This window comes from Vagococcus proximus (assembly GCF_029143285.1).
Taxonomy (GTDB): domain Bacteria; phylum Bacillota; class Bacilli; order Lactobacillales; family Vagococcaceae; genus Vagococcus_D; species Vagococcus_D proximus.
On record NZ_JAPDSH010000002.1, the window covers coordinates 337,958 to 363,083 of the forward strand.

Annotated in this window: 23 protein-coding genes and 1 other annotated feature; of the genes, 19 read left to right on the forward strand and 4 right to left on the reverse strand. The window is 35.8% G+C overall.

Going from position 1 to position 25,126, the window contains the following annotated elements; all coding sequences use genetic code 11:
• Nucleotides 1-89 precede the first annotated feature (89 nt).
• The 3 genes from OL233_RS04190 to OL233_RS04200 all read left to right on the forward strand — a co-directional run bounded on the left by OL233_RS04190 (nt 90) and on the right by OL233_RS04200 (nt 3,618).
• On the forward strand, nt 90-2,282 hold the full coding sequence (locus OL233_RS04190) for a Tex family protein (RefSeq protein WP_275471191.1): 2,193 nt from the start codon (nt 90-92) through the stop codon (nt 2,280-2,282).
• The gene (locus OL233_RS04195) at nt 2,275-2,808 is read left to right on the forward strand and encodes a SprT family protein (protein WP_275471109.1); all 534 of its coding nucleotides are present in this window, start codon (nt 2,275-2,277) and stop codon (nt 2,806-2,808) included. The genes OL233_RS04190 and OL233_RS04195 overlap by 8 nt, the downstream gene beginning before the upstream one ends.
• 162 nt (nt 2,809-2,970) lie before the next feature.
• Nucleotides 2,971-3,618 (forward strand): YecA family protein, encoded by a 648-nt coding sequence (locus OL233_RS04200; protein ID WP_275471110.1) that lies wholly within the window; start codon nt 2,971-2,973, stop codon nt 3,616-3,618.
• A 40-nt stretch (nt 3,619-3,658) separates the two neighbouring features.
• On the opposite strand, the gene OL233_RS04205 is transcribed toward OL233_RS04200, so the two are convergent.
• Complete coding sequence (locus OL233_RS04205; protein ID WP_275471111.1) at nt 3,659-4,633, reverse strand: asparaginase; 975 nt, start codon at nt 4,631-4,633, stop codon at nt 3,659-3,661.
• A 119-nt stretch (nt 4,634-4,752) separates the two neighbouring features.
• On the opposite strand from OL233_RS04205, the gene OL233_RS04210 reads away from it, so the two are divergent.
• The 11 genes from OL233_RS04210 to OL233_RS04260 all read left to right on the forward strand — a co-directional run bounded on the left by OL233_RS04210 (nt 4,753) and on the right by OL233_RS04260 (nt 17,580).
• The gene (locus OL233_RS04210) at nt 4,753-5,592 is read left to right on the forward strand and encodes a DUF72 domain-containing protein (RefSeq protein WP_275471112.1); all 840 of its coding nucleotides are present in this window, start codon (nt 4,753-4,755) and stop codon (nt 5,590-5,592) included.
• 228 nt (nt 5,593-5,820) lie between these two features.
• Entirely contained in the window at nt 5,821-7,551 is a 1,731-nt protein-coding gene (locus OL233_RS04215; protein ID WP_275471113.1) for a septation ring formation regulator EzrA, read from the forward strand.
• 153 nt (nt 7,552-7,704) lie between these two features.
• Nucleotides 7,705-8,853: a cysteine desulfurase family protein gene (locus OL233_RS04220; protein ID WP_275471192.1), complete on the forward strand. Its 1,149-nt coding sequence runs from the start codon at nt 7,705-7,707 to the stop codon at nt 8,851-8,853.
• 15 nt (nt 8,854-8,868) lie between these two features.
• The gene (gene thiI, locus OL233_RS04225; RefSeq protein ID WP_275471114.1) at nt 8,869-10,086 is read left to right on the forward strand and encodes a tRNA uracil 4-sulfurtransferase ThiI; all 1,218 of its coding nucleotides are present in this window, start codon (nt 8,869-8,871) and stop codon (nt 10,084-10,086) included.
• A gap of 125 nt (nt 10,087-10,211) precedes the next feature.
• Nucleotides 10,212-10,880 (forward strand): redox-sensing transcriptional repressor Rex, encoded by a 669-nt coding sequence (locus OL233_RS04230; protein ID WP_275471115.1) that lies wholly within the window; start codon nt 10,212-10,214, stop codon nt 10,878-10,880.
• 95 nt (nt 10,881-10,975) lie between these two features.
• Nucleotides 10,976-11,464 (forward strand): thiol peroxidase, encoded by a 489-nt coding sequence (gene tpx, locus OL233_RS04235; protein WP_275471116.1) that lies wholly within the window; start codon nt 10,976-10,978, stop codon nt 11,462-11,464.
• Nucleotides 11,465-11,503: 39 nt separating this feature from the next.
• Nucleotides 11,504-11,721 (forward strand) — a binding site (T-box leader).
• A 107-nt stretch (nt 11,722-11,828) separates the two neighbouring features.
• Nucleotides 11,829-14,471: a valine--tRNA ligase gene (locus OL233_RS04240; protein WP_275471117.1), complete on the forward strand. Its 2,643-nt coding sequence runs from the start codon at nt 11,829-11,831 to the stop codon at nt 14,469-14,471.
• Between the two features lie 18 nt (nt 14,472-14,489).
• The gene (locus OL233_RS04245) at nt 14,490-15,797 is read left to right on the forward strand and encodes a bifunctional folylpolyglutamate synthase/dihydrofolate synthase (RefSeq protein WP_275471118.1); all 1,308 of its coding nucleotides are present in this window, start codon (nt 14,490-14,492) and stop codon (nt 15,795-15,797) included.
• Nucleotides 15,790-16,455 (forward strand): HAD family hydrolase, encoded by a 666-nt coding sequence (locus tag OL233_RS04250; protein WP_275471119.1) that lies wholly within the window; start codon nt 15,790-15,792, stop codon nt 16,453-16,455. Before OL233_RS04245 ends, OL233_RS04250 begins: the two co-directional genes overlap by 8 nt.
• Before the next feature lie 61 nt (nt 16,456-16,516).
• The gene (gene radC, locus OL233_RS04255) at nt 16,517-17,209 is read left to right on the forward strand and encodes a RadC family protein (protein ID WP_275471193.1); all 693 of its coding nucleotides are present in this window, start codon (nt 16,517-16,519) and stop codon (nt 17,207-17,209) included.
• A 167-nt stretch (nt 17,210-17,376) separates the two neighbouring features.
• Nucleotides 17,377-17,580 (forward strand): cold-shock protein, encoded by a 204-nt coding sequence (locus OL233_RS04260; protein ID WP_275471120.1) that lies wholly within the window; start codon nt 17,377-17,379, stop codon nt 17,578-17,580.
• 64 nt (nt 17,581-17,644) lie between these two features.
• Here OL233_RS04260 and OL233_RS04265 read toward each other — a convergent pair whose 3' ends face one another.
• Nucleotides 17,645-18,778, reverse strand: coding sequence for a trans-sulfuration enzyme family protein (locus tag OL233_RS04265; protein ID WP_275471121.1), 1,134 nt, complete (start codon nt 18,776-18,778; stop codon nt 17,645-17,647).
• Between the two features lie 371 nt (nt 18,779-19,149).
• Between OL233_RS04265 and OL233_RS04270 the strand changes: the two genes are divergently transcribed.
• From OL233_RS04270 to OL233_RS04280, 3 genes are read left to right on the forward strand one after another with little or no spacing between them, the layout of a single operon-like run.
• Complete coding sequence (locus tag OL233_RS04270) at nt 19,150-19,515, forward strand: Rid family detoxifying hydrolase (RefSeq protein WP_275471122.1); 366 nt, start codon at nt 19,150-19,152, stop codon at nt 19,513-19,515.
• A gap of 36 nt (nt 19,516-19,551) precedes the next feature.
• Entirely contained in the window at nt 19,552-20,886 is a 1,335-nt protein-coding gene (locus OL233_RS04275; RefSeq protein ID WP_275471123.1) for a CoA-disulfide reductase, read from the forward strand.
• A 14-nt stretch (nt 20,887-20,900) separates the two neighbouring features.
• Nucleotides 20,901-22,313 carry a cation:dicarboxylate symporter family transporter gene (locus OL233_RS04280; protein WP_275471124.1) on the forward strand — a complete coding sequence of 471 codons (1,413 nt, stop codon included), beginning with the start codon at nt 20,901-20,903 and terminating at the stop codon, nt 22,311-22,313.
• 33 nt (nt 22,314-22,346) lie between these two features.
• On the opposite strand, the gene OL233_RS04285 is transcribed toward OL233_RS04280, so the two are convergent.
• Nucleotides 22,347-23,012, reverse strand: coding sequence for a helix-turn-helix transcriptional regulator (locus tag OL233_RS04285; protein ID WP_275471125.1), 666 nt, complete (start codon nt 23,010-23,012; stop codon nt 22,347-22,349).
• A 115-nt stretch (nt 23,013-23,127) separates the two neighbouring features.
• Nucleotides 23,128-23,295 carry a DUF3042 family protein gene (locus OL233_RS04290; RefSeq protein ID WP_126831342.1) on the reverse strand — a complete coding sequence of 56 codons (168 nt, stop codon included), beginning with the start codon at nt 23,293-23,295 and terminating at the stop codon, nt 23,128-23,130.
• Nucleotides 23,296-23,435: 140 nt separating this feature from the next.
• On the opposite strand from OL233_RS04290, the gene OL233_RS04295 reads away from it, so the two are divergent.
• Together OL233_RS04295 and miaA are read left to right on the forward strand one after the other, a co-directional pair.
• Entirely contained in the window at nt 23,436-24,185 is a 750-nt protein-coding gene (locus OL233_RS04295; protein ID WP_275471126.1) for a glycerophosphodiester phosphodiesterase, read from the forward strand.
• 4 nt (nt 24,186-24,189) lie between these two features.
• The gene (gene miaA / locus OL233_RS04300; protein WP_275471127.1) at nt 24,190-25,122 is read left to right on the forward strand and encodes a tRNA (adenosine(37)-N6)-dimethylallyltransferase MiaA; all 933 of its coding nucleotides are present in this window, start codon (nt 24,190-24,192) and stop codon (nt 25,120-25,122) included.
• The last annotated feature ends 4 nt before the right edge of the window (nt 25,123-25,126 follow it).

The window sequence follows — 25,126 nt, forward strand, 5'->3', positions numbered from 1 at the left end:
TAGTAGAGAAAGCTGCTTTCAGTTATAATGGTAAAGCAGTCTATTTTATGACTAAAAATGAAATAGTAAAAGAAGGGTTTGTGACGCTAATGGCTACAGAGTTAAATCGAGATATTTTAATATTAATAGAAAAAGAATTAAAGACGTATTCAATGAAGCAAATTAAAACAGTTCTAAATTTATTAGAAGATGGGAATACAGTCCCATTTATTGCACGCTACCGTAAAGAAATGACAGGGAGTTTGGACGAGGTTCAAATTAGAGAAATTTCGGAACGTTATACTTACAGTTTGAATTTGGAAAAACGTAAAGGTGAAGTTTTACGTATTATAGAAGAACAGGGACAACTGACCCCTGAGTTAAGTGCTAAAATAAAAAAAGCAATAAAAATGCAACAAGTGGAAGATTTATACCGTCCTTATAAACAAAAACGTCGTACAAAAGCAACGATTGCTAAAGAAAAAGGATTAGAGCCGTTTGCAAAATGGTTAAAGTCTTTCCCAATACCGGCCGACGTGAGTGCCGAAGCTAAAAAGTATTTATCAACAGAACATGAATTAGAAACAGTAGAGGAAGTTTTGTCTGGTGCCCATGAAATTTTAGCTGAAGCAATTGGTGATGAACCGACTTACCGTACATATTTACGTGACTATCTAGCGAAAAATGCTCTACTAACAAGTACAGTTAAAGATGAAGAAAAAGATGAAAAAGGCGTTTATGAAATGTACTATGATTATACAGAATCAGTCAGTAAAATCGTCGCACACCGTATTTTGGCGACAAACCGTGGAGAAAAAGAAGGGATTCTTAAAGTAAATCTAGATGTGGACGAACAGCCTATTTTGAATTATTTAGAAAGCCAACTTATTGGTAAAAATAGTGACTCACCAACAGCTGAATACGTTAGATTAGCTTATCAAGATGCCTATAAACGCTTTATTGGTCCAGCTATTACGAGAGAAATTCGTAACGACTTAACTGAAAAAGCGGATGAACAAGCCATTTCTATTTTTGGTGAGAATTTACATAACTTATTATTACAATCACCACTTAAGGGTAAAGTTGTGTTAGGATTTGACCCAGCTTATCGTACAGGTTGTAAGATGGCAGTTGTGGATGAAACAGGTAAAGTGTTGGCTATTCAAGTTATTTATCCCCATAAACCAGCCAATGCAGATAAACGACAAGCTGCAGGGCCAGCTTTCGTAGAGTTAGTTGAAAAGTATCAAGTTGAAATGGTAGCAATCGGAAATGGGACGGCTAGTCGTGAGTCTGAGTTATTTGTGGCAGAGCAGTTGAAGACGATTAAACGTGATGTTTATTATGTGATTGTCAATGAAGCTGGAGCTTCTGTGTATTCAGCTAGTGATATTGCACGTCAAGAGTTTCCTGATTTACAAGTAGAGGAAAGAAGTGCGATTAGTATTGCGAGACGTCTGCAAGATCCTTTAGCAGAACTAGTGAAGATTGACCCACAAGCTGTAGGTGTTGGTCAGTATCAACATGATGTATCTCAAAAAATGTTAACAGAACAATTAGACTTTGTTGTAGAAACTGCAGTAAATAAAGTTGGGGTTACGGTAAATACAGCTAGTCCTAGATTACTTCAAAATATTTCAGGTTTAAATAAAACAACCGCTCAAAATATTGTAACGTACCGTGAGGAAAATGGCGCCTTTACGTCTCGTACTCAACTTAAAAAAGTACCGCGTTTAGGACCGAAAGCTTATGAACAAGCCATTGGTTTCTTACGTATTCCTCAAGCTAAAAATATTCTTGATAACACAGGTATCCATCCGGAAAGTTATCCAGTAGCTAAAGAAGTATTAGCTAAAGCAGGCATTACAAATAAAGAATTAGGAACATCAGAAGCAAAAGAACGTTTAGAGCAACTTAAAACAACACAAATTGCTGAAGAACTATCAGTTGGTTTAGAAACATTAACAGATATCATTGCAGGCTTAAGTCAACCTGGACGCGATCTACGTGACGAAATGGCAGCCCCGTTACTTAGAAAAGATGTATTAAGTATGGAAGATTTAAAACCAGGTATGGAATTAGATGGTACAGTTCGTAATGTTGTGGACTTCGGCGCATTTGTCGATATCGGTGTTAAGCAGGATGGTATGGTACATATTTCTAAACTAAGTCGCAAATTTGTGAAGCACCCTACTGATGTTGTGGCTGTTGGGGATATCGTGACAGTATGGGTAGAAGATGTTGATCTTAAAAAAGGACGTGTAGCTCTAAGCATGTTAGGACCAGTAGGGGAAAATGCTTAATCCAAAACTGATTGATGAAAAGCGATTTGAAAAAGAAGTGGAGCCATTACTTCAATTGACTGATAAAGAGACCTTATCTAACCATAAACTACAAGAGTTGGTTGAATTAGTTTCTGTTTGTTTTTTCGCTCGGTCCTTTAAGCACAAGGCCACATTCAATTCTCGATTACGTACGACAGGTGGCCGTTACCATCTATCCAACCATCATTTAGATTTCAATCCCAAAGTGTATGGGAAATTGGGAATTGAAGAATTTATTAAAGTGATAAAACACGAGCTTTGTCACTATCATTTGCATTTATTAGGGATGGGCTTTAGACATAAAGATGCTGATTTTAAAAATTGGTTAGCATGGACTGGTGGGAGTCGATTTGTTCCTAATATGGAAGATGGTGAGAGAACGTATAATTATACCTATGAATGCATAACTTGCTATCAGATTTTTAAGAGACAAAGGCGTATTTCTGTAAAAAGATATCGTTGTCCCTGTGGTGGAACGTTACATCTAAAGGAGCCAAGTCTATAAGACGGGCTCCTTTTTTTGATGTATAGTAACTGTTCTTTAATTGAAATATAAAAGTCAAGTGAGTGCGTATTGCTTTTATATAAAAGAATTTGAATATCCTTGCGTTTTCAGCTATAATTAATAGAGTTAGTATCATGAATTAAATTTTGGAGGTTATCTTTTATGGCTCAAAAAGTATTTTCTGAAAAGAAAATGGCAAACGTAGTGACACAGTCAAATGAATGGTTTGCTGAATACAAAACAAGTACACAGTTTAAGAATTTAACGGCTTCAGAACAAAAAAACAGTGAAGCGATTATTTTAACATTCTCTGAATGGATGTATAGAGAAGAATTACGCAGTGGGAAAGAATGGACAGGGGCATCAGTAGAAAATGTTCTGGTAACAGTCTTACCTAAAGAAATGTCTAATTATTCTGAAGTAGCAGGAGAGTTAGTAGCTGTTTTATCTTCATATTTTGATTTCTTAACAACAGTGGGTAATATTAAGAACGGGGAAACATTAACTCGTAAATTAGAGAAATTACCGACAAGTGTGTCTAATGAAGTGAAAACTGAAGAAGCACCTAAACAAGAGGTTAAAAAAGAAGAGCCTGTTAAAACAACAACATCTGCTAAGAAAGCTAAGTCTTCATCAAGTGACTATTCAACTGATGAAATTCAACGCTTTAATCGTTTTGTAATGGGTGAGTCTATTACAAAAATCAATACCAACAAAGCTGTGCCACAAACAAATAATGTTTCAGTTGGGCGTAATGATTTATGTCCGTGTGGTAGTGGTAAGAAATACAAAAAATGTCACGGTAAATAAAAAAACTACTAGGAAATTTCCTAGTAGTTTTTTTATTTATTTAAACCTGTTCAATCATAAATTCTGTTAATTCATCTTTTGTCAAATTAGCATTTAATGCCACTAATAATTTGATACGAGCTTTTTGACTGTTTAAACCATTACAGAATAAGACGCCTTTTCGTTCTAATTGTATGCCACCGCCGTCGTAGCTGTAAACCCCTTCAGCTATACCGTTAAAGCAACGTGAGACAAGAACAACAGGGATATCGTTTGCAATCATATTATCAATAGCAGGAAGTGTTTGTGGAGGTAAGTTTCCAGCTCCAAGTGCTTCAATAACTAGGCCGTCAATTTCACTTTCAGATAAAATATCTAAAATAGAGCCTTCCATTCCAGCATAGGCTTTGACAATAGGGATACGCGCGTCAACTGTTGTGACATCTAAAGTGTGACTTGTAATGAGTTGTTGGTAAAAGCTCACGTTATGCTTATTAATCAAACCAACTGGCCCAAATGTAGGGGTTCTGAAGGTCGCGACATTAGTTGTATGAGTTTTTGTAACGTAACGAGCAGTATGAATTTCGTCATTCATTACAACGAGTGTTCCTTTGTTAAGAGCAGCATCGCTTGCTGCTACACGAATAGCACTTAGGAAATTATATAAGCCATCAGATCCGATTTCGTTACTTGAGCGCATTGCTCCTGTGATAACGATTGGTATTTTATCACCTATTGTGATGTCTAAAAAGTACGCTGTTTCTTCTAAAGTATCTGTACCATGTGTGATAACAACACCGTCGATACCTTCTGAAAGAGCGCTTAAAATACGTTCTTTTAAGGCAAGCATATGTTTAGGTGTAATGTGAGGTGATGGTATATAAAAGAAATCCTCAACAATCAGTTCAGTTTCAAAGCCGACGGTTTGAGATACTTTTAGTAGAGGATTAGTTGATTCAGTTGAGACTTCGCCTGTTTGGCTATCTTCAGCCATCGCAATTGTCCCACCAGTGTGTAAGACTAATATTTTTTTCATTTCAACCCAACTTTCTATATATAGTTTCTTAATAATTATAACAAAAATAATTAAAACTATCTTGTTTTTGAAAAATAAAATACATTGGGTTACACTAAATAGATAAGGGGGGAGAAACAATGATAAGAGTTGGCTTAACGAGCTGGGGAGAACACCCCATTTTACTTAATAAAGAGAATATAACATTAGCGGAATATGCCTCTGTTTTACCTATAGTCGAGTTAGATACTCCTTTTTATGGTATCCCCTCAATTAAAACCGTAAATAATTGGATTGAGGCAACACCTTCCGACTTCAAGTTTATAATAAAAGCCCATCAATGTATGACGACTCATAGACCATGGCAAGATTTTTTTGAATCTGAAAAAGCCTTATACGAAAAATATATAGCGACATTCATGCCATTACTGACATCCGGGAAGTTGGGAAGTATTTTACTGCAATTTCCAGCTACGTTTGCCTGTACGGAAAGTTCTGTTATTTATTTACGACGCTTACGAAAGATATTGAAAGGCTGGCCATTATCTGTAGAATTTAGACATCCAAGCTGGTATGATGAACAAAATTATAACCAGATGTGTCAGTTTATGAGAGATGAGGTATATAGTTTATTGACTATTGATGAACCCCAAGTTCAGAATAGGTCAGTACCATTTGATACAGTTCGAACAGTATCTGATTATCACATTTTTAGATTTCATGGTAGAAATCCTAACGCATGGGTTGCTAAAGGTGAGGACTGGCGCAAGAAGAGGACGTTATATCGTTATAATGACGAAGAATTAACAGATTTGGCAACTCATGTGAAAGCAACATCTGAAAGTGTTGAAGATGTTTATGTTATTTTTAACAATAATTCTGGAGGGGATGCTGGGGCAAGTGCTCTAACATTCACATCAAAATTAAATTTAGTCTACGATAATCTGAATCCTAAACAATTAGATTTGTTTAGTGAATAAAAATAACAGTAATAAGGTACAAAATTGAAGTCTTAATAGAATAGATTCCTACAAAAAAATGTATTTTGTTAGTGATAGAAATAAGTTATTGTGATATAATTCAGAGTAGATGCAAAAAATTAGATGACATAACGTTACGATAAAAAAATAAATGAATGAAATGATTATTCTTAGTGTCGCAATACTTGTAAACTAAAGATGATGTTCAAAAAAAATGGAGGAAATTTAATGAAATCAAATACTATCCTGTGGATATTCTTGGCTATTATTTTGATTGCAGCAATCATGTATTTAGTTGCTTTCTTAATAAGACGAAAAAATGAAGAACGCTTAGATGATTTAGAAAAGCGTAAGAGTGACTTATTCGATTTACCTGTCGTCGATGAAGTTGAAGAAATCAAAAAAATGCATTTGATCGGCCAAAGTCAAAATACATTCCGTGAATGGAATCAAAAGTGGACGGATATTTCAACAACTTCCTTCGCTGCATTAGAAACGAGAATTTTTGAAGCAGAAAATTTAAATGAAACATTACGCTTTATGCAAGTGAAACAAGCCGTTAATGATGCGTTTGAAACAATGGATGAGATGGAGAAAGAAGTTGAAGAAGTTCGTGCAGGATTAAAAGAACTTAGAGAAACAGAAGAAAGAAACTCAGTTGAAGTTCAAGAAGCTCTAGATAAGTATGAAGTTATTAAAAAAGTATCTAAAGAAGAACCTGAAAAATTTGGTCCAACATTATCAGAAATCAACAAACAAATTGATGAAATTGAAGCTGAATTCAAAGAATTTGTTAATTTAAATTCGTCAGGGGATCCTGTTGAAGCTGGAGATGTTTTAAAGCAAGCTGAAAATCATACGTATGAATTAGAAGCAACGATGGAAAGTATTCCTCCACTTGTTGAAGAACTTGAAGAAGAGTTTCCTAGTCAATTAGAAGAACTGCAAGAAGCTTATCAAAAATTATTAGATCAAAATTACAAATTTGTTTCAGATGATTTTGAAAAAGAATTTGAAAAAGTTAAAACAAAAATTGACTTAAATGTTAAAACATTAGGACGTTTTGAACTTTCAGATGCTAGAGAAGAAAATGAAAAAATTGCATCACGTATTGATGGTCTGTACAGTCAATTAGAAAAAGAAATTGAAGCCAAGCAATTTGTACACGAAAAGTTACCAGTTGTTGAAGCTTATATCCAACATGTTCTAGAAAATAATCATAAACTAGTCATTGAATTAGATCATGTTTCTCAAAGTTATGAATTAAATAAAAATGAATTAGGGATTACTAGAGGGTCTCAAACTCAATTAGAAGACCTGCAAAAATCATTTGAATCATTAAAAGAAAATGTTGAAGCTGAAGAAGTTATCTACAGTCAAGTTCAAGCTCGCTTAGAGAATGATATTGAGATGTTAGATGAAATTGAAAATCAACAAATTGAAATTACAGAAGCGTGTGATGCATTACGTGAGGGTGAAAAAGTTGCTCAAACTAAGATTGATGAGTTTGAATTTGATTTAAGAACCTTAAAACGTTACGTTGATAAACAACGTTTACCAGGTATTCCACAAAATTATTTTGATTTCTTTTATGTGGCAACTGATCGTATTGAAGAATTAAGTCATGAGTTAAATAAAATTAGAATCGATATGGATCGCATCAATCAACTTGTTGATTTTTGTGAACAAGATTTAGAGGTTTTACATAATAAGACTGAAGAACTAATTGATAGCGCCGCTTTAACAGAAGAAATGTTACAGTATGCAAATCGTTACCGTATGAGTCATGAAGAAATTGCAATTGCGGGCGAGAAGAGCTACCGTCTATTCGTTCAAGATTACAATTATCATGATGCGTTAGATGAAATTGGTGTTGCTTTAGAAAAAGTGGAGCCAGGTGCTTTCAAACGAATCGAAGCAGCTTATTTCAAAACTAAAAATCAAGACATTACATTTTAAAAACCAGAAGCTTATGCTTCTGGTTTTTTTATGTGTTCTGGGTATGTAACGTTGATATTAGTTGGGATAAAGACTATAATTAATAATGATTTGTAACAAGAGACGGTTAAGTTCTAGTGACTTAGTCATGACTAATATAAAGAGGTGTTAATGATGATATATTTTGATAATAGTGCGACAACTGCAATTAATCCTAGCGTTTTAGATGCCTACATGAAGACATCTCAACGTATTATGGGAAATCCTTCAAGTTTACATCATTTAGGAAACCAAGCGAGTCGTTTGCTTTCAGAGTCACGGAAGCAAATTGCTGAAGGCCTAAGTGTAACCCCTGAAGAAATCTTCTTTACAAGTGGTGGGACAGAAGGTGATAACTGGGTCATCAAAGGAACAGCTATTGAGAAACATGGCTTTGGCAAACATATTATTATTTCTGCTGTAGAACACAGTGCGGTTTCAAAAGCTGCAGCACAGTTAGTTGAGTTTGGTTTTGAAATTAGTGTGCTACCGGTGGATAAACGTGGCCGTGCTAAAGTTGAGGAATTAGAAAGTTTAATCCGTAAAGATACTATCTTAGTATCTATAATGGGTGTTAATAATGAGATGGGTGCGATTCAACCTATCAAAGAAATAGGGGAAGTATTAGAATCATATCCAACGATTCATTTCCATGTGGATGCTGTACAGGCGTTAGGTAAAGTTCCAGTTTCTAAATATATAACACCTCGTGTTGATTTTGCGACATTTTCAGCTCACAAATTCCACGGTCCTAAAGGGGTTGGATTTATTTATTGGCGTAAAGGCCGTCGTATTGCACCGTTATTAAATGGTGGTGGGCAAGAAGGTCAAAAACGTAGTGGGACTGAAAATGTAGCGGGAATAGTAGCGATGGCCAGAGCAGTTAGGCTTCAGTTAGAAGATCAAGAGTTAAAAAATAAACGTGAAGCAAATATCAAAGAGTACTTAATGGATTCACTAGGAAAATATGATAAAGTAACGTTATTCTCTGAAGACTCAGATGATTTTGCCCCACATATTATTTGTTTTGGTTTGAAGGATATCAAAGGCGAGGTACTTGTACACGCTTTTGAGAAAAAGGATATTATTATTTCGACAACAAGTGCTTGTTCAAGTAAGAGTAAAGTATCTGGTAGTACGTTACATGCTATGGGTGTGGCAGATGATAAGGCTATTACAGCAGTTCGTGCGAGTTTGAATGCCGAATCAACAATGGTTGAAGCAGAGCAATTTATGGTTGCTTTCAATCAATTACAAGAACAGTTTTCAAAAATTAATAGTTAGTAAGGATGGAACTGAATGAATTATACTGAGATAATGGTTCGCTATGGTGAACTATCAACAAAGGGTAAAAACAAAAAGATTTTTATTCGCATATTAGCACAAAATGTAAAAAAAGCGCTGCGTGCTTATCCAAATGTAAAAGTTCACGGTGAACGTGATCGGATGCATTTACTTTTAAATGGCGAAGATAGCCAAGGTGTTATTGAAGCCTTAAAGCCAATTTTTGGTATTCAAAACTTTTCGCCAGCAATACGTGTTGAAAAAGATTTGGATACAATCTATGAAACAGCAGTTAGAATGGTCAAGGAAAATTACGAAGACGGCATGAGCTTCAAAGTTAATACAAGACGTGCTGATCATGATTTTGTACTAGACACGAATGAGTTGAACCGTGAAGTAGGGTATCATGTCATTCAAGCTATTCCGGATATTGCCGTTAAGATGAAACAGCCCGACATCACGATGCGTGTTGAGATTCGTATGGATGGGGCTTACTTGTCATGTGAGACAATAAGAGGAGCTGGCGGTTTACCTGTAGGTTCTAGTGGGAAAGGAATGTTAATGTTATCTGGAGGAATTGATTCACCAGTAGCAGGATTCTTAGCGATGAAACGTGGAGTAGAAATTGAAGCCGTTCATTTCCATAGTCCACCTTACACAAGTCAACAAGCTTTAGATAAAGCCAAAGATTTAACTGTTAAACTAGTGCCGTATGTAGGGGGTATTCAGTTTATTGAAGTTCCGTTCACTGAAATTCAAGAAGAAATTAAGAAACATGTGGATGAAGGGTATTTAATGACAATCACGCGTCGATTCATGTTACGTATAACTGATGAGATTATGAAGAAACGTAAAGGGCTAGCTATTTTTAATGGTGAATCATTAGGTCAAGTAGCTTCGCAAACGTTACATAGTATGATTGCAATTAATGATGTGACAACAACACCAATTATTAGACCAGTCGTTGCGATGGATAAAAATGAAATTATTGAAATCGCTGAAAAAATCGATACCTTTGATTTAGCAATTCAACCTTTTGAAGATTGTTGCACTATTTTTGCGCCACCTAAACCTAAAACAAAGCCACGTTTAGACCGTGCGCTTGCGTTTGAAGAGAAGATGGATGTTGAAGGTCTTGTTGCTAGAGCAGTTGATGGGATTGTCATTTCTGAGATTCAATCAGGACAGACTTATTTACAGGGTGAAAAAGACGAATTTTCTGATTTATTATAGTATGAAAAAGACTAGAAATAACATTCTAGTCTTTTTTGTTTGGTTAATTCTTCACAAAGTTGTTGTCAATAGGTCTAGACAGTGGTAAACTGAAAGTGTGAATATTTTAACAAGGAGGTGTCAGTATGAGCAAGGTCGAAGAATGTAAGATTCCTAACGCAACAGCCAAGCGTATTCCATTGTATTATCGTTATTTAAAAATGCTTGAGGAGTCAAAAGTAGAGCGTATTAAATCAAAAGAATTTAGCCAACTTATCCAAGTGCCATCTGCCACCATTCGTCGTGATTTTTCTCACTTTGGGGAATTAGGTCGCAGTGGTTATGGCTACGATGTCAGTTATTTAATCCAAGTGTTTAGTCATATTTTAAATACCCAAGTTGAAAAGAAAATCGCCTTAGTAGGTGCTGGTAATCTAGGAAAAGCGCTAGTAAAGAATAATTTCCGACGTAATGATAACCTGACGATTGTGGCTGCCTTTGATAGTGATTCAGAATTAGTGGGGACAAAGATTAATAACATCGTTATTCAAGACATGAAAGATTTAACAAAAATAGTTGAAAAAGAAGGAATTACAACAGCAATTGCAACTGTTCCAAGTCAACATTCCCAGGCAGCGGTTGATCAAATGGTTGAAGCAGGTATTACAGCTATTTTAAATTTTGCACCAGGTCGTGTGAAGGTGCCAGATAATGTTAAAATTCAATACATTGATTTAACGACGGAACTCCAAACCCTTATTTATTTCGATGAGAATTTCACATCAAATAAACAGTTTAATTTCGCTAATCAATAGCGCATGGTTAAAAAATCACAAGCGTCTTCTTGGTAGAGGATGCTTTTTTTTTGTACACTAGAGGTAGAACAAATAGACTATCGGAGGCGGATAACATGGAAGTAACATTAAAAGGTAAACCAACAGAATTAGAAGGTAAACAAGTAGTAGTAGGAGAAAAAGCTCCAGAGTTTAAATTAAACAATTTAGAGGATAAAGAAATTTCATTAAGTTCACTTAAAGGACAACCAGTAGTGTTAAGTATCGTTCCAGATATTAATACATCAGTTTGTCACATTCAAACGAAACGTTTTAATCAAGAAGCCGCAAATTTAGAAGGTGTTCATTTAATGACAATCTCTTCTAATACTAAAGAGCAGCAAGCAAACTGGTGTGCTGCTGAAGGTGTAGGGATGGAAATGTTACACGACCCAGAAAAAGTATTTGGCAAAGCATATGGTCTTTATATTCCAGAGATGAATTTCTTAGCACGTACAATTATCGTAATCGATGCTGAAGGTATTGTAAGATATCAAGAAATCGTTCCTGAAGTAGCGGAAGAGCCTAATTACGAAGCTGCTCTCAATTTTGTTAAATCACTATAAGATTAGAATTGACGAATAGAATATTAACGTGTAAACTGTTGATAAGACCCTGATTAAGAGGAGTAACTTCTGGTGAAGTCATAGAGAGAAAATCCAAGGCTGAAAGATTTTTATTTCTAAAGAAGTGAAGGTAGCTTATAGTCTGAGTAGCTGAACTAATAGTAGGCTATTCCGAGTTGTGACCGTTATTTCACACCAAGATGTAGCAGGATAGTCTGCTATAAATTTAGGTGGTACCGCGTAAATTCGCCCTAAAACACAACTGTGTTTTAGGGCTTTTTTTATTGATAAAATACTGTCACCTGACCGTCACGGTTAATCATTATTATTAAAAAAACTTATATAAAAGAAAGAAGGAATCGATATGACAGAAGAAAAAAATCTGGCAACAAAGTACGAACCGCAAGCTGTTGAAGCGGGCCGTTACAAAAAATGGGTAGAAAAAGGGTTATTTAAACCGAGTGAAGACCCTAAAGCAGAACCTTACTCAATCGTTATTCCACCACCAAACGTAACTGGTAAACTACATTTAGGTCACGCTTGGGACACAACCTTACAAGATATTATTATTCGTCATAAACGTATGCAAGGCTACGATACATTATGGATGCCTGGAATGGACCATGCTGGTATTGCGACACAAGCAAAAGTTGAAGCTAAATTAGCAGAAGACGGCATTTCGCGTTATGACTTAGGTCGTGAAAAATTCTTAGATAAAACATGGGAATGGAAAGAGGAATACGCAGGGCATATCCGTGAGCAATGGGGTAAAGTTGGGATTTCTGTAGACTATGACCGTGAACGTTTTACATTAGATGATGGGTTATCAGATGCGGTAAAAAAAGTATTTGTTAAATTATATGAAAAAGGCTTAATTTACCGTGGTGAGTTTATCATCAACTGGGATCCTAAAGCTAAAACAGCTTTATCAGATATTGAAGTTATTCATAAAGATGTTGAAGGCGCGTTCTATCACATGAGCTATTTAATTGCTGATGGTAGTGGGGATAGCGTTGAAATTGCGACAACTCGTCCTGAAACAATGTTAGGAGATACGGCAGTTGCTGTTCACCCGGATGATGAGCGTTACCAACATTTAATTGGTAAAAATGTTATTTTACCTTTATTAAATAAAGAGATTCCAGTAGTTGCTGATGAGTATGTTGAGATGGACTTTGGTACAGGTGTTGTTAAAATTACACCAGCCCATGACCCTAATGACTTTGAGGTTGGTAATCGTCATGATCTTCCACGTGTTAATGTTATGGATGAAGACGGTTCTATCAATGACCTAGGTGGAAAATACGCTGGAATGGACCGTTTTGAAGCGCGTAAAGCAGTTATTGCTGATTTAGATGCTGAAGGACGTTTGGTTAAAATTGAAAAAATGACACATAGCGTTGGACATTCTGAACGTAGTGGTGTTGTTGTTGAACCGCGTTTATCAACACAATGGTTTGTTAAAATGGAGCCTCTTGCTAAAAAAGCAATGGATAACCAAGGAACAGACGATAAAGTAGAATTTTTCCCACCTCGTTTTGAAAATACGTTTATGTCTTGGATGGAAAACGTTCATGACTGGTGTATCTCTCGCCAATTATGGTGGGGACATCGTATTCCAGCTTGGTATCATAAAGAAACAGGCGAAATGTATGTAGGTGAAGAAGCACCAAAAGACCCAGAAAACTGGAACCAAGATGAAGATGTGCTAGATACATGGTTCAGTTCAGCGTTATTCCCATTCTCAGGTATGGGTTGGCCAGATGAAGAAAATCCAGATTACAAACGTTATTTCCCTAATTCAACATTAGTAACAGGTTATGATATTATTTTCTTCTGGGTAAGTCGTATGATTTTCCAAAGTTTAGAATTTACTGAAAAAGCCCCATTTGAAAATGTATTAATTCATGGGTTAATCCGTGCTGAAGATGGACGTAAAATGAGTAAATCTCTTGGTAACGGAATTGACCCAATGGATGTGATTGATAAATACGGAGCAGATAGCTTACGTTGGTTCTTATCAACAGGCTCTACACCAGGACAAGATATGCGCTTCAGCTATGATAAGATGGATGCTGCTTGGAATTTCATCAACAAAATTTGGAATGCAAGTCGTTTCGTATTAATGAATACTGAAGACTTTACCTATGAAGATATCAACTTAGATGGTCATAAGACTGTTGCGGATCGTTGGATCTTAACTCGTTTAAATGAAACAATTGAACGTGTGAACACACAGTTTGAAAAATATGAATTTGGTGAAGCTGGACGTTACCTATATAACTTCATCTGGGATGATTTCTGTGACTGGTATATCGAAATGAGTAAAGAAGTTCTTTACGGTGAAGATGACGTCCAAAAACAAATGACACGTAGTATCTTAGTTCACACATTAGATAACATTATGCGTCTAATCCACCCAATTATGCCTTTCGTATCAGAAGCGATTTGGGAAAAAATCCCTCATCAAGGTGACTCAATTGTTGTGGCACCATACCCAGTTAAAGACGAAAGTATGATTGATACTAAAGCTGCAGATGGTATGGAAGTACTTAAAGAATTAATCCGTTCAGTTCGTAACATCCGTTCTGAGGTAAATACACCAATGTCTAAGACTATTACATTATTAATTAAAACAACAGACAGTTCAGTAGAAGAATTCTTGAAAGAGAACACAAGCTATATCGAGCGTTTCTGTAACCCAGAAGAATTAGAAATTTCACCAAGTATTGAAGCACCAGAGCTTGCAATGAGTGCTGTGATTACAGGAGCTGAAATTTACTTACCACTTGCTGATTTAATTAATATTGATGAAGAGATTGTTCGTCTTGAAAAAGAATTAGACAAATGGACGAAAGAAGTGAAAATGGTTCAAGGCAAACTTTCTAACGAACGTTTTGTAGCAGGGGCTCCAGAAGCCGTTGTTGCAGCAGAACGTGAAAAAGAAAAAGATTACCTTGAAAAACAAGCAGCTGTTAAAGAACGTATTGCAACGTTAAAAAAATAATAAACTAGGAGGGTTTGAATGACGTATCAAGAAGCATTAGATTGGATTCATGGTCGGTTAGCATTTGGTAGTCGACCAGGGTTACAGCGTGTCGAAGCGTTGCTTGAAAAGTTAGATAACCCTCAACATAAAATCAAGACTGTTCATATAGCCGGTACAAACGGTAAAGGCTCGACTGTCACAGATTTAAGATGTTTATTAGAAGAAGAAAATTTAAAGGTGGGGACCTATACCTCACCTTTTATTACTTATTTTAATGAACGAATTGCGATAAATAATCGACCTATTCCTAATGACGACTTAGTCAGATGGGTTCTATTGTTACAGCCTCTAGTAGTTGAACTGGATGCGATTGAAGAAGTGAGTGGTATCACTGAATTTGAAATAGTGACGGCCTTAATGTTTGGTTATTTTGCAGAACAAAAGGTGGATATAGCGATTGTTGAGGTTGGTTTAGGTGGATTATTAGATTGTACAAATGTCATCACACCACTTGCTGCTGCTATTACCACAATCGGCATGGATCATATGGACATTTTAGGTAATACGATTGAAGAGATTGCTTTTCAAAAAGCAGGTATCATTAAAAACGAAGTACCTGTTATTTTAGGTGAGCTACCAGAATCAGCTGTTACCGTCATAACTGCCGAAGCTGATGCAAAAAAATCCCCAATTTACAAATACGGCGAAGCCTTTAGTAGCAGCAAACATGAGTCTATAGCATTAGTTGGAGAACGGTTTACCTATCAATCAGAGCAGTTAGATTTAGCTGATATTAAAGTGTCTTTAATTGGTAAACATCAAGTGGACAATGCATCAGTTGCGATTAAACTTTATGAGATTTTAGCACCGTTGTTAGGTTATACGGTCAGTGAAAAAACGATTAAATCAGGTTTGTCACAAGCTCATTGGTCTGGTCGTTTGGAAGTGGTCCGAAAAGAACCACTTATTCTATTAGATGGGGCACATAATGAGCCGGCAGTGAGGCGTTTGGTTGAAAGTTTAGCAACGATAGCCAGTGGGAAAAAAATTCATGTGATGTTTGCATCATTATCAACTAAAGCGTGTCAGCCTATGATAGAGTTGTTCCAAAGTTTACCTAATGTTGAATTAACAGTAACGACTTTTGATTATCCGAAGGCACGTAGCATTGAAGAGTACCCAACATCAGTGTTAAGAGATGTTAAAAGTGAGAGTAATTGGCAAGATGGTCTGTTGAACTTAACTGAATCATGTCAAAAGGATGATATGATTGTTGTGACAGGTTCGCTTTATTTTATCTCACAAGTAAGAGCATTTATTTTAGGAGGAAAGTTCTATGAGTAAAAGCTACAAAGGTATTATATTTGATATGGATGGTTTGCTATTTGATACAGAGTCTATTTATTGTGATGTTCATACAGCGTTAGCCCCAGAGTATGGTATTAAAGGCTATGATGAGGCCTATTATATGAAACATGTAGGTAAGTCTGATGAGGAGCTTCATGAGGCGTTCTATACTGACTTTATTGAAGCGGGTAAAGAAGCGATTGATGAGTTTATTGAAGTGACTTACGCAGAAACTGAACGTCGTTTTGAAGCAGGATTAGTTGATTTAAAACCAGGTGCACGTGAGTTACTTGATCAGTTAAAAGAGCAAAATATCCCATGTATTATCGCGTCAAGTAACCTTCGTCGTTTTATCAATATTTTAGTACGTGAAGCGGGTATATCAGATTATTTTATCGATATCGTGTCGTCTGAAGATGTTAAACGTGCGAAGCCAGATCCTGAGATTGTCGAAAAAGCAGTAGCTCGTTTAGGGTTAGACGCATCTGACTGTTTGATGTTAGAGGATTCAATCAATGGTGTACGCGCTGCATATGGTGCAGGTGTAGATGTAGTTGTGGTTCCTGATTTATTACAGCCTAATTCAGAGATGATCGAAAAAGCAGAATCAATTGTAACAAGTTTAGTTGATGTTAAAAAAATGTTAACTAAATAAAATGAAAAGACTTTCTTTCACGTATCTAGTAAGTAGAGTGTGAAAGGAGGTCTTTTTATTGATTATCAAAGAATTATCGAACGAATTGGCAGATTTTCCACAAGATTCATTACCAAGAGAGAGAGCTTTAAATGAAGGCGTAAAATCATTGGCTTCATATGAATTATTAGCTGTCATTTTAAGAACGGGTGGTAAAGGAAAAAACGTTATCGAACTAGCTATTCAAATTATGCAAAATTTTCCAACGTTGTATGATTTAAAAAAAGCGACAGTGGAAGAATTACTCGAAATAAAGGGTATTGGCAAAGCAAAAGCGATAGAAATAAAATGTGTTCTAGAATTAGGTGAGCGGTTAGCTGAATCTAAATTAGAAAAAACAGGAAAGGTGTCATCAAGTGAAGGGATTGGAAAAAAACTAATCCATGAAATGAAAGACTTACATCAAGAAAAGTTAGTTGCACTATATTTAAATACAAATAATGAAATAATAAAACAAGAAACAGTATTTATTGGCAGTTTGAATCAATCAGTAGCTCATCCTAGAGAAATTTATCGATTAGCAGTGAGGTATTCTGCGGCTCATCTTATTCTAGCGCATAATCATCCTTCGGGAAATTTAACACCATCAGATAACGATAAGGTATTCACGAAACGAGTAAAAGAATCAGGTGATATTATTGGGATACCACTGTTAGATCACTTGATTATAGGGAATGATGCTTATTATAGTTTTAGAGAAATGGGAGAGTTTTAATATATATCACATTTCTCTATAATCGTTTTCCTTGCTAAATACTATAATTTGGCGTACTATATAAGTGTAATCTCTAGGAAGTGAACGTGAAAGTATTAACTCTCTCGTGCTTTACTGAGTAGACTACATCATTATATAGTGCATAAATGCACGAGGAGGAATGTAACATGGAAAAAGGGTCAGTTAAATGGTTTAACGCAGAAAAAGGATTCGGTTTTATCGAACGCGAAAATGAAGGTGGAGATGTATTCGTACATTTTTCAGCTATTCAAGATGAGGGTTTCAAAACTTTAGAAGAAGGTCAAGCAGTGACTTTTGATGTTGAAACATCAGATCGTGGACCTCAAGCAACAAACGTTACTAAAGCGTAAGCGACTTATATAAAAAAGCTCCCCAAAGATTAATCTTTGGGGAGCTTTTTAGTGGTAAGAATGACTATTTAATGCTATTCTCTAAATCGGAAAGTAAATCTTCTATGTCTTCTATTCCGCATGATAAACGAATTAGAGTAGGGGTAACACCCATATTTAAACGCTCTTCTTCAGGCATACAAGCGTGTGACATTAGCCAAGGATAAGAGAGAATAGATTCAACTCCCCCTAAGCTGACAGCAACAATTGGCACGCGACAATGTTCAAAAAGGTGAGCGACTTGTTCTTCGGTTTCAAGTTCAAATGATAAAACAGCACCGCCATCACTTGCTTGCTTGATATGGATATCGTGGTCTTTATGTGTTTTTAAACCTGGGTAGTAAACATTTTTTACTTGGGGTTTCGTTATTAAATAGTCTGCGAGTTGTTGGGCATTGGCGATTGATTTTTCCATGCGAAGTCCCATTGTTTTAACACCACGTAACATTAACCAAGCATCTTCAGCACCTAATGTACCACCTAATGCTTTTTGATGCATTTTTAGTTGCGTGTGTAAGTCTTCATTATTTGTGACCACAAGTCCAGCAACCACATCGCTATGACCATTGATAAATTTAGTAGCACTATGAATCACGATGTCTATCCCTAATTCAAGAGGATGTTGTGAGAGTGGTGTCATAAATGTATTGTCTGAAGCAGTTAAGATATCATGTTGTTTCGCAATGTTTGCTACTTCTTTTAAGTCTGTAATCGTAAGAAGCGGATTTGATGGAGATTCTAAATAAAACATTTTAGTATTAGGTTGGATGGCGGCTTCCCATTCTTTAACATTTGATTCATCAACGAATGTGCACTCTACACCAAAACGGACTAAGAAGTCATTAACCGTTTGGAAGGTACCGCCATAAATGTTTTTTCCTAAAACTAAGTGGTCGCCATTTGATAACATGAATAGAACAGAATTGATGGCAGCCATCCCTGATGAGAAGGCTAAACCAAATTTTGCATCTTCAAGAGCTGCGATACATTTTTCAGCAGCATCAACTGTTGGATTGGCAAAACGGCTGTAACTATAGCCCGTGTGATTAAAAACATCTTTCTGGTGGAATGTTGACGTTTGATATTTTGGAATTGAAGAAGCGCCAGTTTCTTGATCAATTACTGGATAACCATGTAAAAGTTTTGTGTTGATTTTCATAATAAAACACCCTCCATTTTTTTATAGTGACTACTTGATATAAAAAATTATCATAGAAATAAATCCCTTTCACCACAAAAATACCATTTTATGAAAACGTTTGTCAATACGTTTTGATAAAAAATTATCAAAGATAGACTAAAAAATCAATGAGAAAATAAGCATTTAAATTTAGGAATAACACATTATAGGAAAATGCTTACATGCTTGTCTTGTCTTGTGTGTAAAGTTTTTATAGGTGATTGACAAGCTTTTTTTTGTATGTTAAATTTTGAGTGTGAAAAAATTATCTAGGTGATAAAAAAATATCTTTTGGATAAAAAATGATTATTACGTACGTAATAATAACACTATACTAGGAGGAAATTAAAATGGGAAAAATTCCAGCAGCAATCGGACCGTATTCAGTATATAGAGAGGCGGGAGACTTAGTCTTCGTATCTGGTCAATTGCCAGTAGATGGTATGACAGGTGAGTTTCCATCAGATAAGTTTGAAGATCAAATCAAACAAGTGATGGAAAATATGGCTCTTATTTTAAATGAAGTAGGTGCTTCATTTGATCAAGTTGTAAAAACAACGTGTTTCTTAAAAGATTTAAATGATTTCGCAGTGTTTAACGAGGTATATGGAAGTTACTTTGGGACTGAATTCCCAGCGCGTTCAGCTTTCCAAGTTGCTAAATTACCAAAAGATGCACTAGTTGAAATCGAATTCATCATTGATAAAAAAGCATAATAATAAATTAAATTATTATTCGGAGGAGAACAACTAATGGAAATCGTTATTATTGGAGGGATTGCAGCAGGGATGAGTACTGCTGCAAAAGCTGCCCGTACAAACAAAGAAGCTACGGTAACAGTTATTGAGAAAGAAAAATATATTTCATTTGGAGCATGTGGTTTACCTTATTATTTAGGGAACCAATTTGAAGACCAAAATGAAATGTTTGCTCGTACGCCAGAACAAATGGAAGCATCAGGTGTTAACTTAATGTTAGAGCATCACGTAACATCTATTGACTTTAAAACAAAAACAATCACAATGACAGATTTAAAATCTGGTGAAGAAAAAACAAAAACATATGACCGTTTAATGATTGCTACAGGAGCGCAACCGATTGTGCCACCGTTAGCAGGAATGGATAGCGACAATGTTTATACGATTACAAAAATTGATCAAGTCAATAAATTAAAAGCTAACTTAGATAAATACAACAAGCTTGTTGTCATTGGTGGAGGCTTTATTGGTGTTGAAGTAGCTGATCAATTAGCTATTCAAGGTAAAGAAATGCGTTTAATTGAAGCCGGATCAGCTATTATGAGTGGACCATTTGACCCTGAGTTTTCTGAGAAGTTAAAAGGGGCTGTTGAAGAAGAAGGTGTTAAAATTCATCTAGATGAATTGGCACAAGAACTTATTACGACAGATGGTAAAGTAACAGCTGTTAAGACTCATAAAGGGGATTATGAAGCAGACGCAGTTATTGTTGCGATCGGTTTCAGACCAAATACAGCATTTGTAAAAGATCAATTAGAGATGTTAGGAAATGGCGCTATTATTATTGATAACTATGGCCGTACATCAGAAAAAGATGTCTTTGCAGCAGGAGACTGTGCGTCAGTACCTCATCGTTTACTAGGAGATTCTTATATTCCTTTAGCAACGACAGCAAATAAATTAGGTCGTATTGTAGGAACGAACATTGCAGTACCTGAAGACCAAATGGAAGAGTATGTTGGGGCTCTAGGAAGTAGTGCTATTAAAGCAGGTGCTTATGAAGCTGCCAGTACTGGATTAACAGAAAAACAAGCGAAGGCTAAAGGCCTAAACTATAAAACAACATGTATCGAAACAAACAATCATTCTAATTATTACACTGTACAAGAAAAAATTATGATTAAACTAGTTTATGATGCTGAGACATTTGTCCTGTATGGTGCGCAACTATTCGGTAAAAATGAAACAGTATTACGTGCAACAGGTTTAACAGCTGCGATTCATGCAGGGTTAACAACGAAAGAATTAGGCTTTGTCGATTTTGCTTATGCACCACCGTTTGCTTCAACTTGGGAAGCAATCAATGTTGCTGCTAATACAGCTAAATAAAAGGAGATGAACTTATGATAGATGCACCGTTTTTTACACAGTTTTTGAAGGTTAGTAATTTTTATACAATTGGAGCGATTGCGCTTTTGATTGTGGCGATTCTGTTTTTAAAAGCATTAAAAGGAAAACGTGTTAACTTCTCGAAACGTATGATCATTGCGTTGGTTGTGGGGTTAGCAATGGGTGTGGTAGTTGATTTAATTGGAAGTAAGAGTGCAGTTTACACGGACTATGCTCAATTAGAAATCTCTACGTGGTACGGTTTAATCGGAACAGGATTTTTGAAATTAGTGCAATTATTAGCTGTTCCAGTCGTATTTTTATCTATTATTAAAGTAGTAATTGATGTAAAAGGAGATCGTTTAAAAACGCTAACAGGTAAGACATTTACTGCTCTTCTTGGAACAACAGCAATTGCTGCAGCTATTGGTATCTTAGTTGTTAAACTATATGGTCTTAACGGAGCTGATTTTGCTGGTGATTTAACGGAAGCTAAAGTTGAATCAATGAGTAATATTGCGTCGCAAAGTTTCCCGGAATTCTTTTTAAATCTAATTCCAAGTAACATTATTAATGTTATGGGAGATAATGGAAGTATCGTATCAGTTGTTATTGTAGCAGCATTATTTGCAAGTGCGATTCGTTTCTTACAAGTGAAGAAACCAGATCAAGTTGCACCGTTTGTAACGCTTTTGGATTCATTAAAAGTAACGGTTAATTCAGTATTAACTAATGTTATTAAATTAATGCCTTATGGTGTAGTTGCTTTAGTAAGTAATACAATCATTTCTAAAGGTATCCAATCAATTATGGGAATGTTAGGTTTTATTGCAGCGCTATATACAGGTGTTATTATTATGATGCTAATTTATGTAGTGATGCTTGTGTTGATGGGTGTTAGCCCAGTAACATTCTACAAAAAAGCATTTACAACATTGTTATTCGCTTTCTCTTCACGTTCAAGTGTGGGAACATTACCATACACGCTTAAAACATTAGAGGATGATATGGGTGTTTCTCAAGAAACCTCAAACTTTGTTGGAACATTAGGAACAGCAGTTGGTATGAACGGTTGTGCTGGTGTATTCCCAGCGATGTTAGGAACATTAATTGCGTCAGCTGCAGGTGCTGAAATGAACTTCTCTTTCTACGTTTTAGTAGTGGTTGTTGTGACAGTGGGTTCTATCGGGATTGCCGGTGTACCAGGAACAGCGACAGTAGCGGCAACAGTAACGTTAAACGGTTTAGGATACGGTCAACATATTTCAAGTATTGGTGCTATCTTCGGGATTGACCCAATTGTTGATATGGGACGTACAATGTTAAACGTTGCAGGTTCAATGGTATCAGCTATTATGGTTGATAAATGGGAAGGTACTTTTGATAAAGAAGCTTTCAATAAACCGGTAGAAGCAAAAGAAGAATAAAAAAAAGTCATGACACTTGGTGTCATGACTTTTTTATTTTGCTTCTACTATTTTTATATAACGGTAGACACTAGGTTCAGAAATATTTAAAATTTCTGCAACGCGTGCGACAGCTCCTTTAATTTGAAAGATACCTTTATCATTTAGGTTACTAATAATTTCTAATTTTAATTCTTTGCTTAGTAAAATCTTTTTATCAAGTAATTCAGGGGATATAACACTATGTACAATCCCTTCGATAGAGTCTTCTAAAACTTCGATTGAATCATGAGAAGTTTGGTTAGTATTTGTTTCAAATACCGTCGCACATGGTGATGTTAGGCCAGCTAAACTTAATATGTCACGAGAGAGTTCTTCGTATTGACTTGTATCTTGGTTAATACAAAGCATTCCTTCGAGATCCCCTTTTTTTCCTTTAATAAAAAAAGTCGATCCTTTTAAATTTTTACCGTTGACGGTTTGTGATTTATAATCAACAACATAGTCTTCGGTTAAGTGTCTCTTTGATTTAATTAACTCGAGTGCAAATCCGGTGATAGGTGAATTGATAGTTCTTCCGCTGATGTGGTTATTTTCAATCGCTGCAATATGGAAATTGTCTGTATCTAAAACATGTAAAATGATTTCGTAGTTACAACCTAAGGTTTTCCCTAAAAAGGTAGTAAGTGAACAATAAAATGCTAAATTTTCTTTATTCATATGCGCGCTCCTAATAAGTTATTATCATGTTAAGAATAGCATAGACTTTCTTTTTTTTCACTTTAAATCAAAAGAAAAAGCTTGATTATAATTAAATAATCAAGCTTTGTTTAAATTAACGAGCACGACTTTTACGCATTGCTTTGCGACGGTTTTCGATAACTTCGTTTTCTTTTTCTTCCATAGGATCGATAACTGTTTTTTTAACGCCATACATAAGGCCTGCGATTGTAGCAACTGTTAAAGTAGTCCCTGCAACAACACCTGATACGAATTTTTTCATATGTGTTCACCTGCACTTTCGGATTAATATACATTTATTATCTAATAAATGGACGAAAAAAGCTAGTAAAAAGAAATAACAGCCAAACTATAACTTTTTACTAGAAAGTGATAGAATAGTAGGGAATTGGAGGGATTGATATGACTAAAATAATAGCTCATCGTGGGAGTAAAGGGACTCATCCGGAAAATACATTAGCAGCTTTTAAAGAGGCGATGCTTGTAGGTGCAGATGGTATTGAGTTAGACGTCCAATGCACAAAAGATAATAAATTAGTGGTTATCCATGATAACACTGTAAATAGAACGACGAATGGTAAAGGTGAAATAACAGATTTTACTCTAAAACAATTGAAAAAATTAGATGCGGGCAGTTGGTTTGATCCGAAATTTAAAGGTGAAAAAATTCCAACGCTAGAAGAAGTGTTAGTGTGTCTGCAAGAAGAGAGATATAACGGTATTTTGAATATTGAGATTAAAACTGATGAAAAAGAGTATCCAGGAATTGAAGAAGCGGTGATGCAACTTATGAAATCACAAGACTGGACGTTTAGTTATTGGTACTCAAGTTTTAATTTTCAATCGTTAGAACGTATTCAAGAATACGATAAAGAAACACCGAAAGCGTATATTATGTCTACTGAAAAAGATAAGATTAGTTTGTCTAATCACGTTGATTACATCGAAGCTATACATCCTAGAATCACGTTTGTAACAGCAAGAGAAGAAACGACATCTTACACAACTAAGAAAGTCCGCCCGTGGACTGTGAATAAAGTAGAGCAAATGATTGGTGCTTTTGAACGAGGATTAGACGGTATCCATACTGATTTTCCTCGTAAGGCGCTTGCAGTTCGAGTAATTTTTGAAGCGTTAAATGAAGAGGGGTAACAGAATGAAAGAAAAAGTATTAGTTATAGTAGGGCCGACGGCTGTTGGGAAAACCGCGCTAGGAGTCTCACTTGCTAAAAAATATAACGGAGAGGTCATAAGTGGGGATTCGCTTCAAGTCTATCGTGGTCTTGATGTTGGAACGGCTAAAGTCACTGAAGAAGAGATGGCTGGTATTCCTCATCATTTGATAGATGTTTGTCAGTTAGGTGATACATTTTCTGCTTCTGATTTTCAAGAACAAGGACGTACTCTCATTAAAGACATCACATCTCGTGGGAAGTTGCCGATTATTGTAGGTGGGACAGGCTTGTACATTCAAGCATTATTATTTGATTTTCAATTAGGTGGCGAAGAAAAAGTTCAAGAAAATAGTGTGCTTCGTGACGAATTACAAGCTTATGCAGACTCAGAAGGGCCAGATAAGCTATGGAAACGCCTTGAGAGTCAAGATAAGGCTGCAGCTGAACAAATACACCCTAATAATATTAAACGTGTTATACGAGCAATAGAGGTCGTTGAGACGACTGGTAAAAGTATTACGGAGCAAAAACAAGTCGATTATAAAGAGTTAGCCAATGCGTTGTATGATGTAAAATTTATAGCGTTAGGGACAGACCGTGAGAAATTATATGAACGCATTAATCGTCGGGTGGATTTAATGGTGCCGAAAGGGATTGAGGCAGAAGCAAAAATGATTTTTGATTTTGGTGAGTGTCAAGCTGCACAAGGAATTGGTTATAAAGAATTCTTTCCTTATTTTGAAGGACGTGCAACAAAAGAAGAAACCATAGAACTTGTAAAACAGCAGTCAAGACGGTATGCTAAACGCCAAATGACGTGGTTTAGAAATAGAACATCAGCGCAGTGGTGGGATATTTTAAGTGAGCCGAATGCTGTTGAAAGATTAGACAGATCAGTAGCAGAGTGGTTATAGGAGG

Excerpts from the sequence above, each read along its gene's own strand:
- OL233_RS04190 (WP_275471191.1), top strand. The coding sequence starts at position 90 with ATGGCTACAGAGTTAAATCGAGATATTTTAATATTAATAGAAAAAGAA.
- OL233_RS04195 (WP_275471109.1), top strand. The coding sequence starts at position 2,275 with ATGCTTAATCCAAAACTGATTGATGAAAAGCGATTTGAAAAAGAAGTG.
- OL233_RS04200 (WP_275471110.1), top strand. The coding sequence starts at position 2,971 with ATGGCTCAAAAAGTATTTTCTGAAAAGAAAATGGCAAACGTAGTGACA.
- OL233_RS04205 (WP_275471111.1), bottom strand. The coding sequence starts at position 4,633 with ATGAAAAAAATATTAGTCTTACACACTGGTGGGACAATTGCGATGGCT.
- OL233_RS04210 (WP_275471112.1), top strand. The coding sequence starts at position 4,753 with ATGATAAGAGTTGGCTTAACGAGCTGGGGAGAACACCCCATTTTACTT.
- OL233_RS04215 (WP_275471113.1), top strand. The coding sequence starts at position 5,821 with ATGAAATCAAATACTATCCTGTGGATATTCTTGGCTATTATTTTGATT.
- OL233_RS04220 (WP_275471192.1), top strand. The coding sequence starts at position 7,705 with ATGATATATTTTGATAATAGTGCGACAACTGCAATTAATCCTAGCGTT.
- thiI (WP_275471114.1), top strand. The coding sequence starts at position 8,869 with ATGAATTATACTGAGATAATGGTTCGCTATGGTGAACTATCAACAAAG.
- OL233_RS04230 (WP_275471115.1), top strand. The coding sequence starts at position 10,212 with ATGAGCAAGGTCGAAGAATGTAAGATTCCTAACGCAACAGCCAAGCGT.
- tpx (WP_275471116.1), top strand. The coding sequence starts at position 10,976 with ATGGAAGTAACATTAAAAGGTAAACCAACAGAATTAGAAGGTAAACAA.
- OL233_RS04240 (WP_275471117.1), top strand. The coding sequence starts at position 11,829 with ATGACAGAAGAAAAAAATCTGGCAACAAAGTACGAACCGCAAGCTGTT.
- OL233_RS04245 (WP_275471118.1), top strand. The coding sequence starts at position 14,490 with ATGACGTATCAAGAAGCATTAGATTGGATTCATGGTCGGTTAGCATTT.
- OL233_RS04250 (WP_275471119.1), top strand. The coding sequence starts at position 15,790 with ATGAGTAAAAGCTACAAAGGTATTATATTTGATATGGATGGTTTGCTA.
- OL233_RS04260 (WP_275471120.1), top strand. The coding sequence starts at position 17,377 with ATGGAAAAAGGGTCAGTTAAATGGTTTAACGCAGAAAAAGGATTCGGT.
- OL233_RS04265 (WP_275471121.1), bottom strand. The coding sequence starts at position 18,778 with ATGAAAATCAACACAAAACTTTTACATGGTTATCCAGTAATTGATCAA.
- OL233_RS04270 (WP_275471122.1), top strand. The coding sequence starts at position 19,150 with ATGGGAAAAATTCCAGCAGCAATCGGACCGTATTCAGTATATAGAGAG.
- OL233_RS04275 (WP_275471123.1), top strand. The coding sequence starts at position 19,552 with ATGGAAATCGTTATTATTGGAGGGATTGCAGCAGGGATGAGTACTGCT.
- OL233_RS04280 (WP_275471124.1), top strand. The coding sequence starts at position 20,901 with ATGATAGATGCACCGTTTTTTACACAGTTTTTGAAGGTTAGTAATTTT.
- OL233_RS04285 (WP_275471125.1), bottom strand. The coding sequence starts at position 23,012 with ATGAATAAAGAAAATTTAGCATTTTATTGTTCACTTACTACCTTTTTA.
- OL233_RS04290 (WP_126831342.1), bottom strand. The coding sequence starts at position 23,295 with ATGAAAAAATTCGTATCAGGTGTTGTTGCAGGGACTACTTTAACAGTT.
- OL233_RS04295 (WP_275471126.1), top strand. The coding sequence starts at position 23,436 with ATGACTAAAATAATAGCTCATCGTGGGAGTAAAGGGACTCATCCGGAA.
- miaA (WP_275471127.1), top strand. The coding sequence starts at position 24,190 with ATGAAAGAAAAAGTATTAGTTATAGTAGGGCCGACGGCTGTTGGGAAA.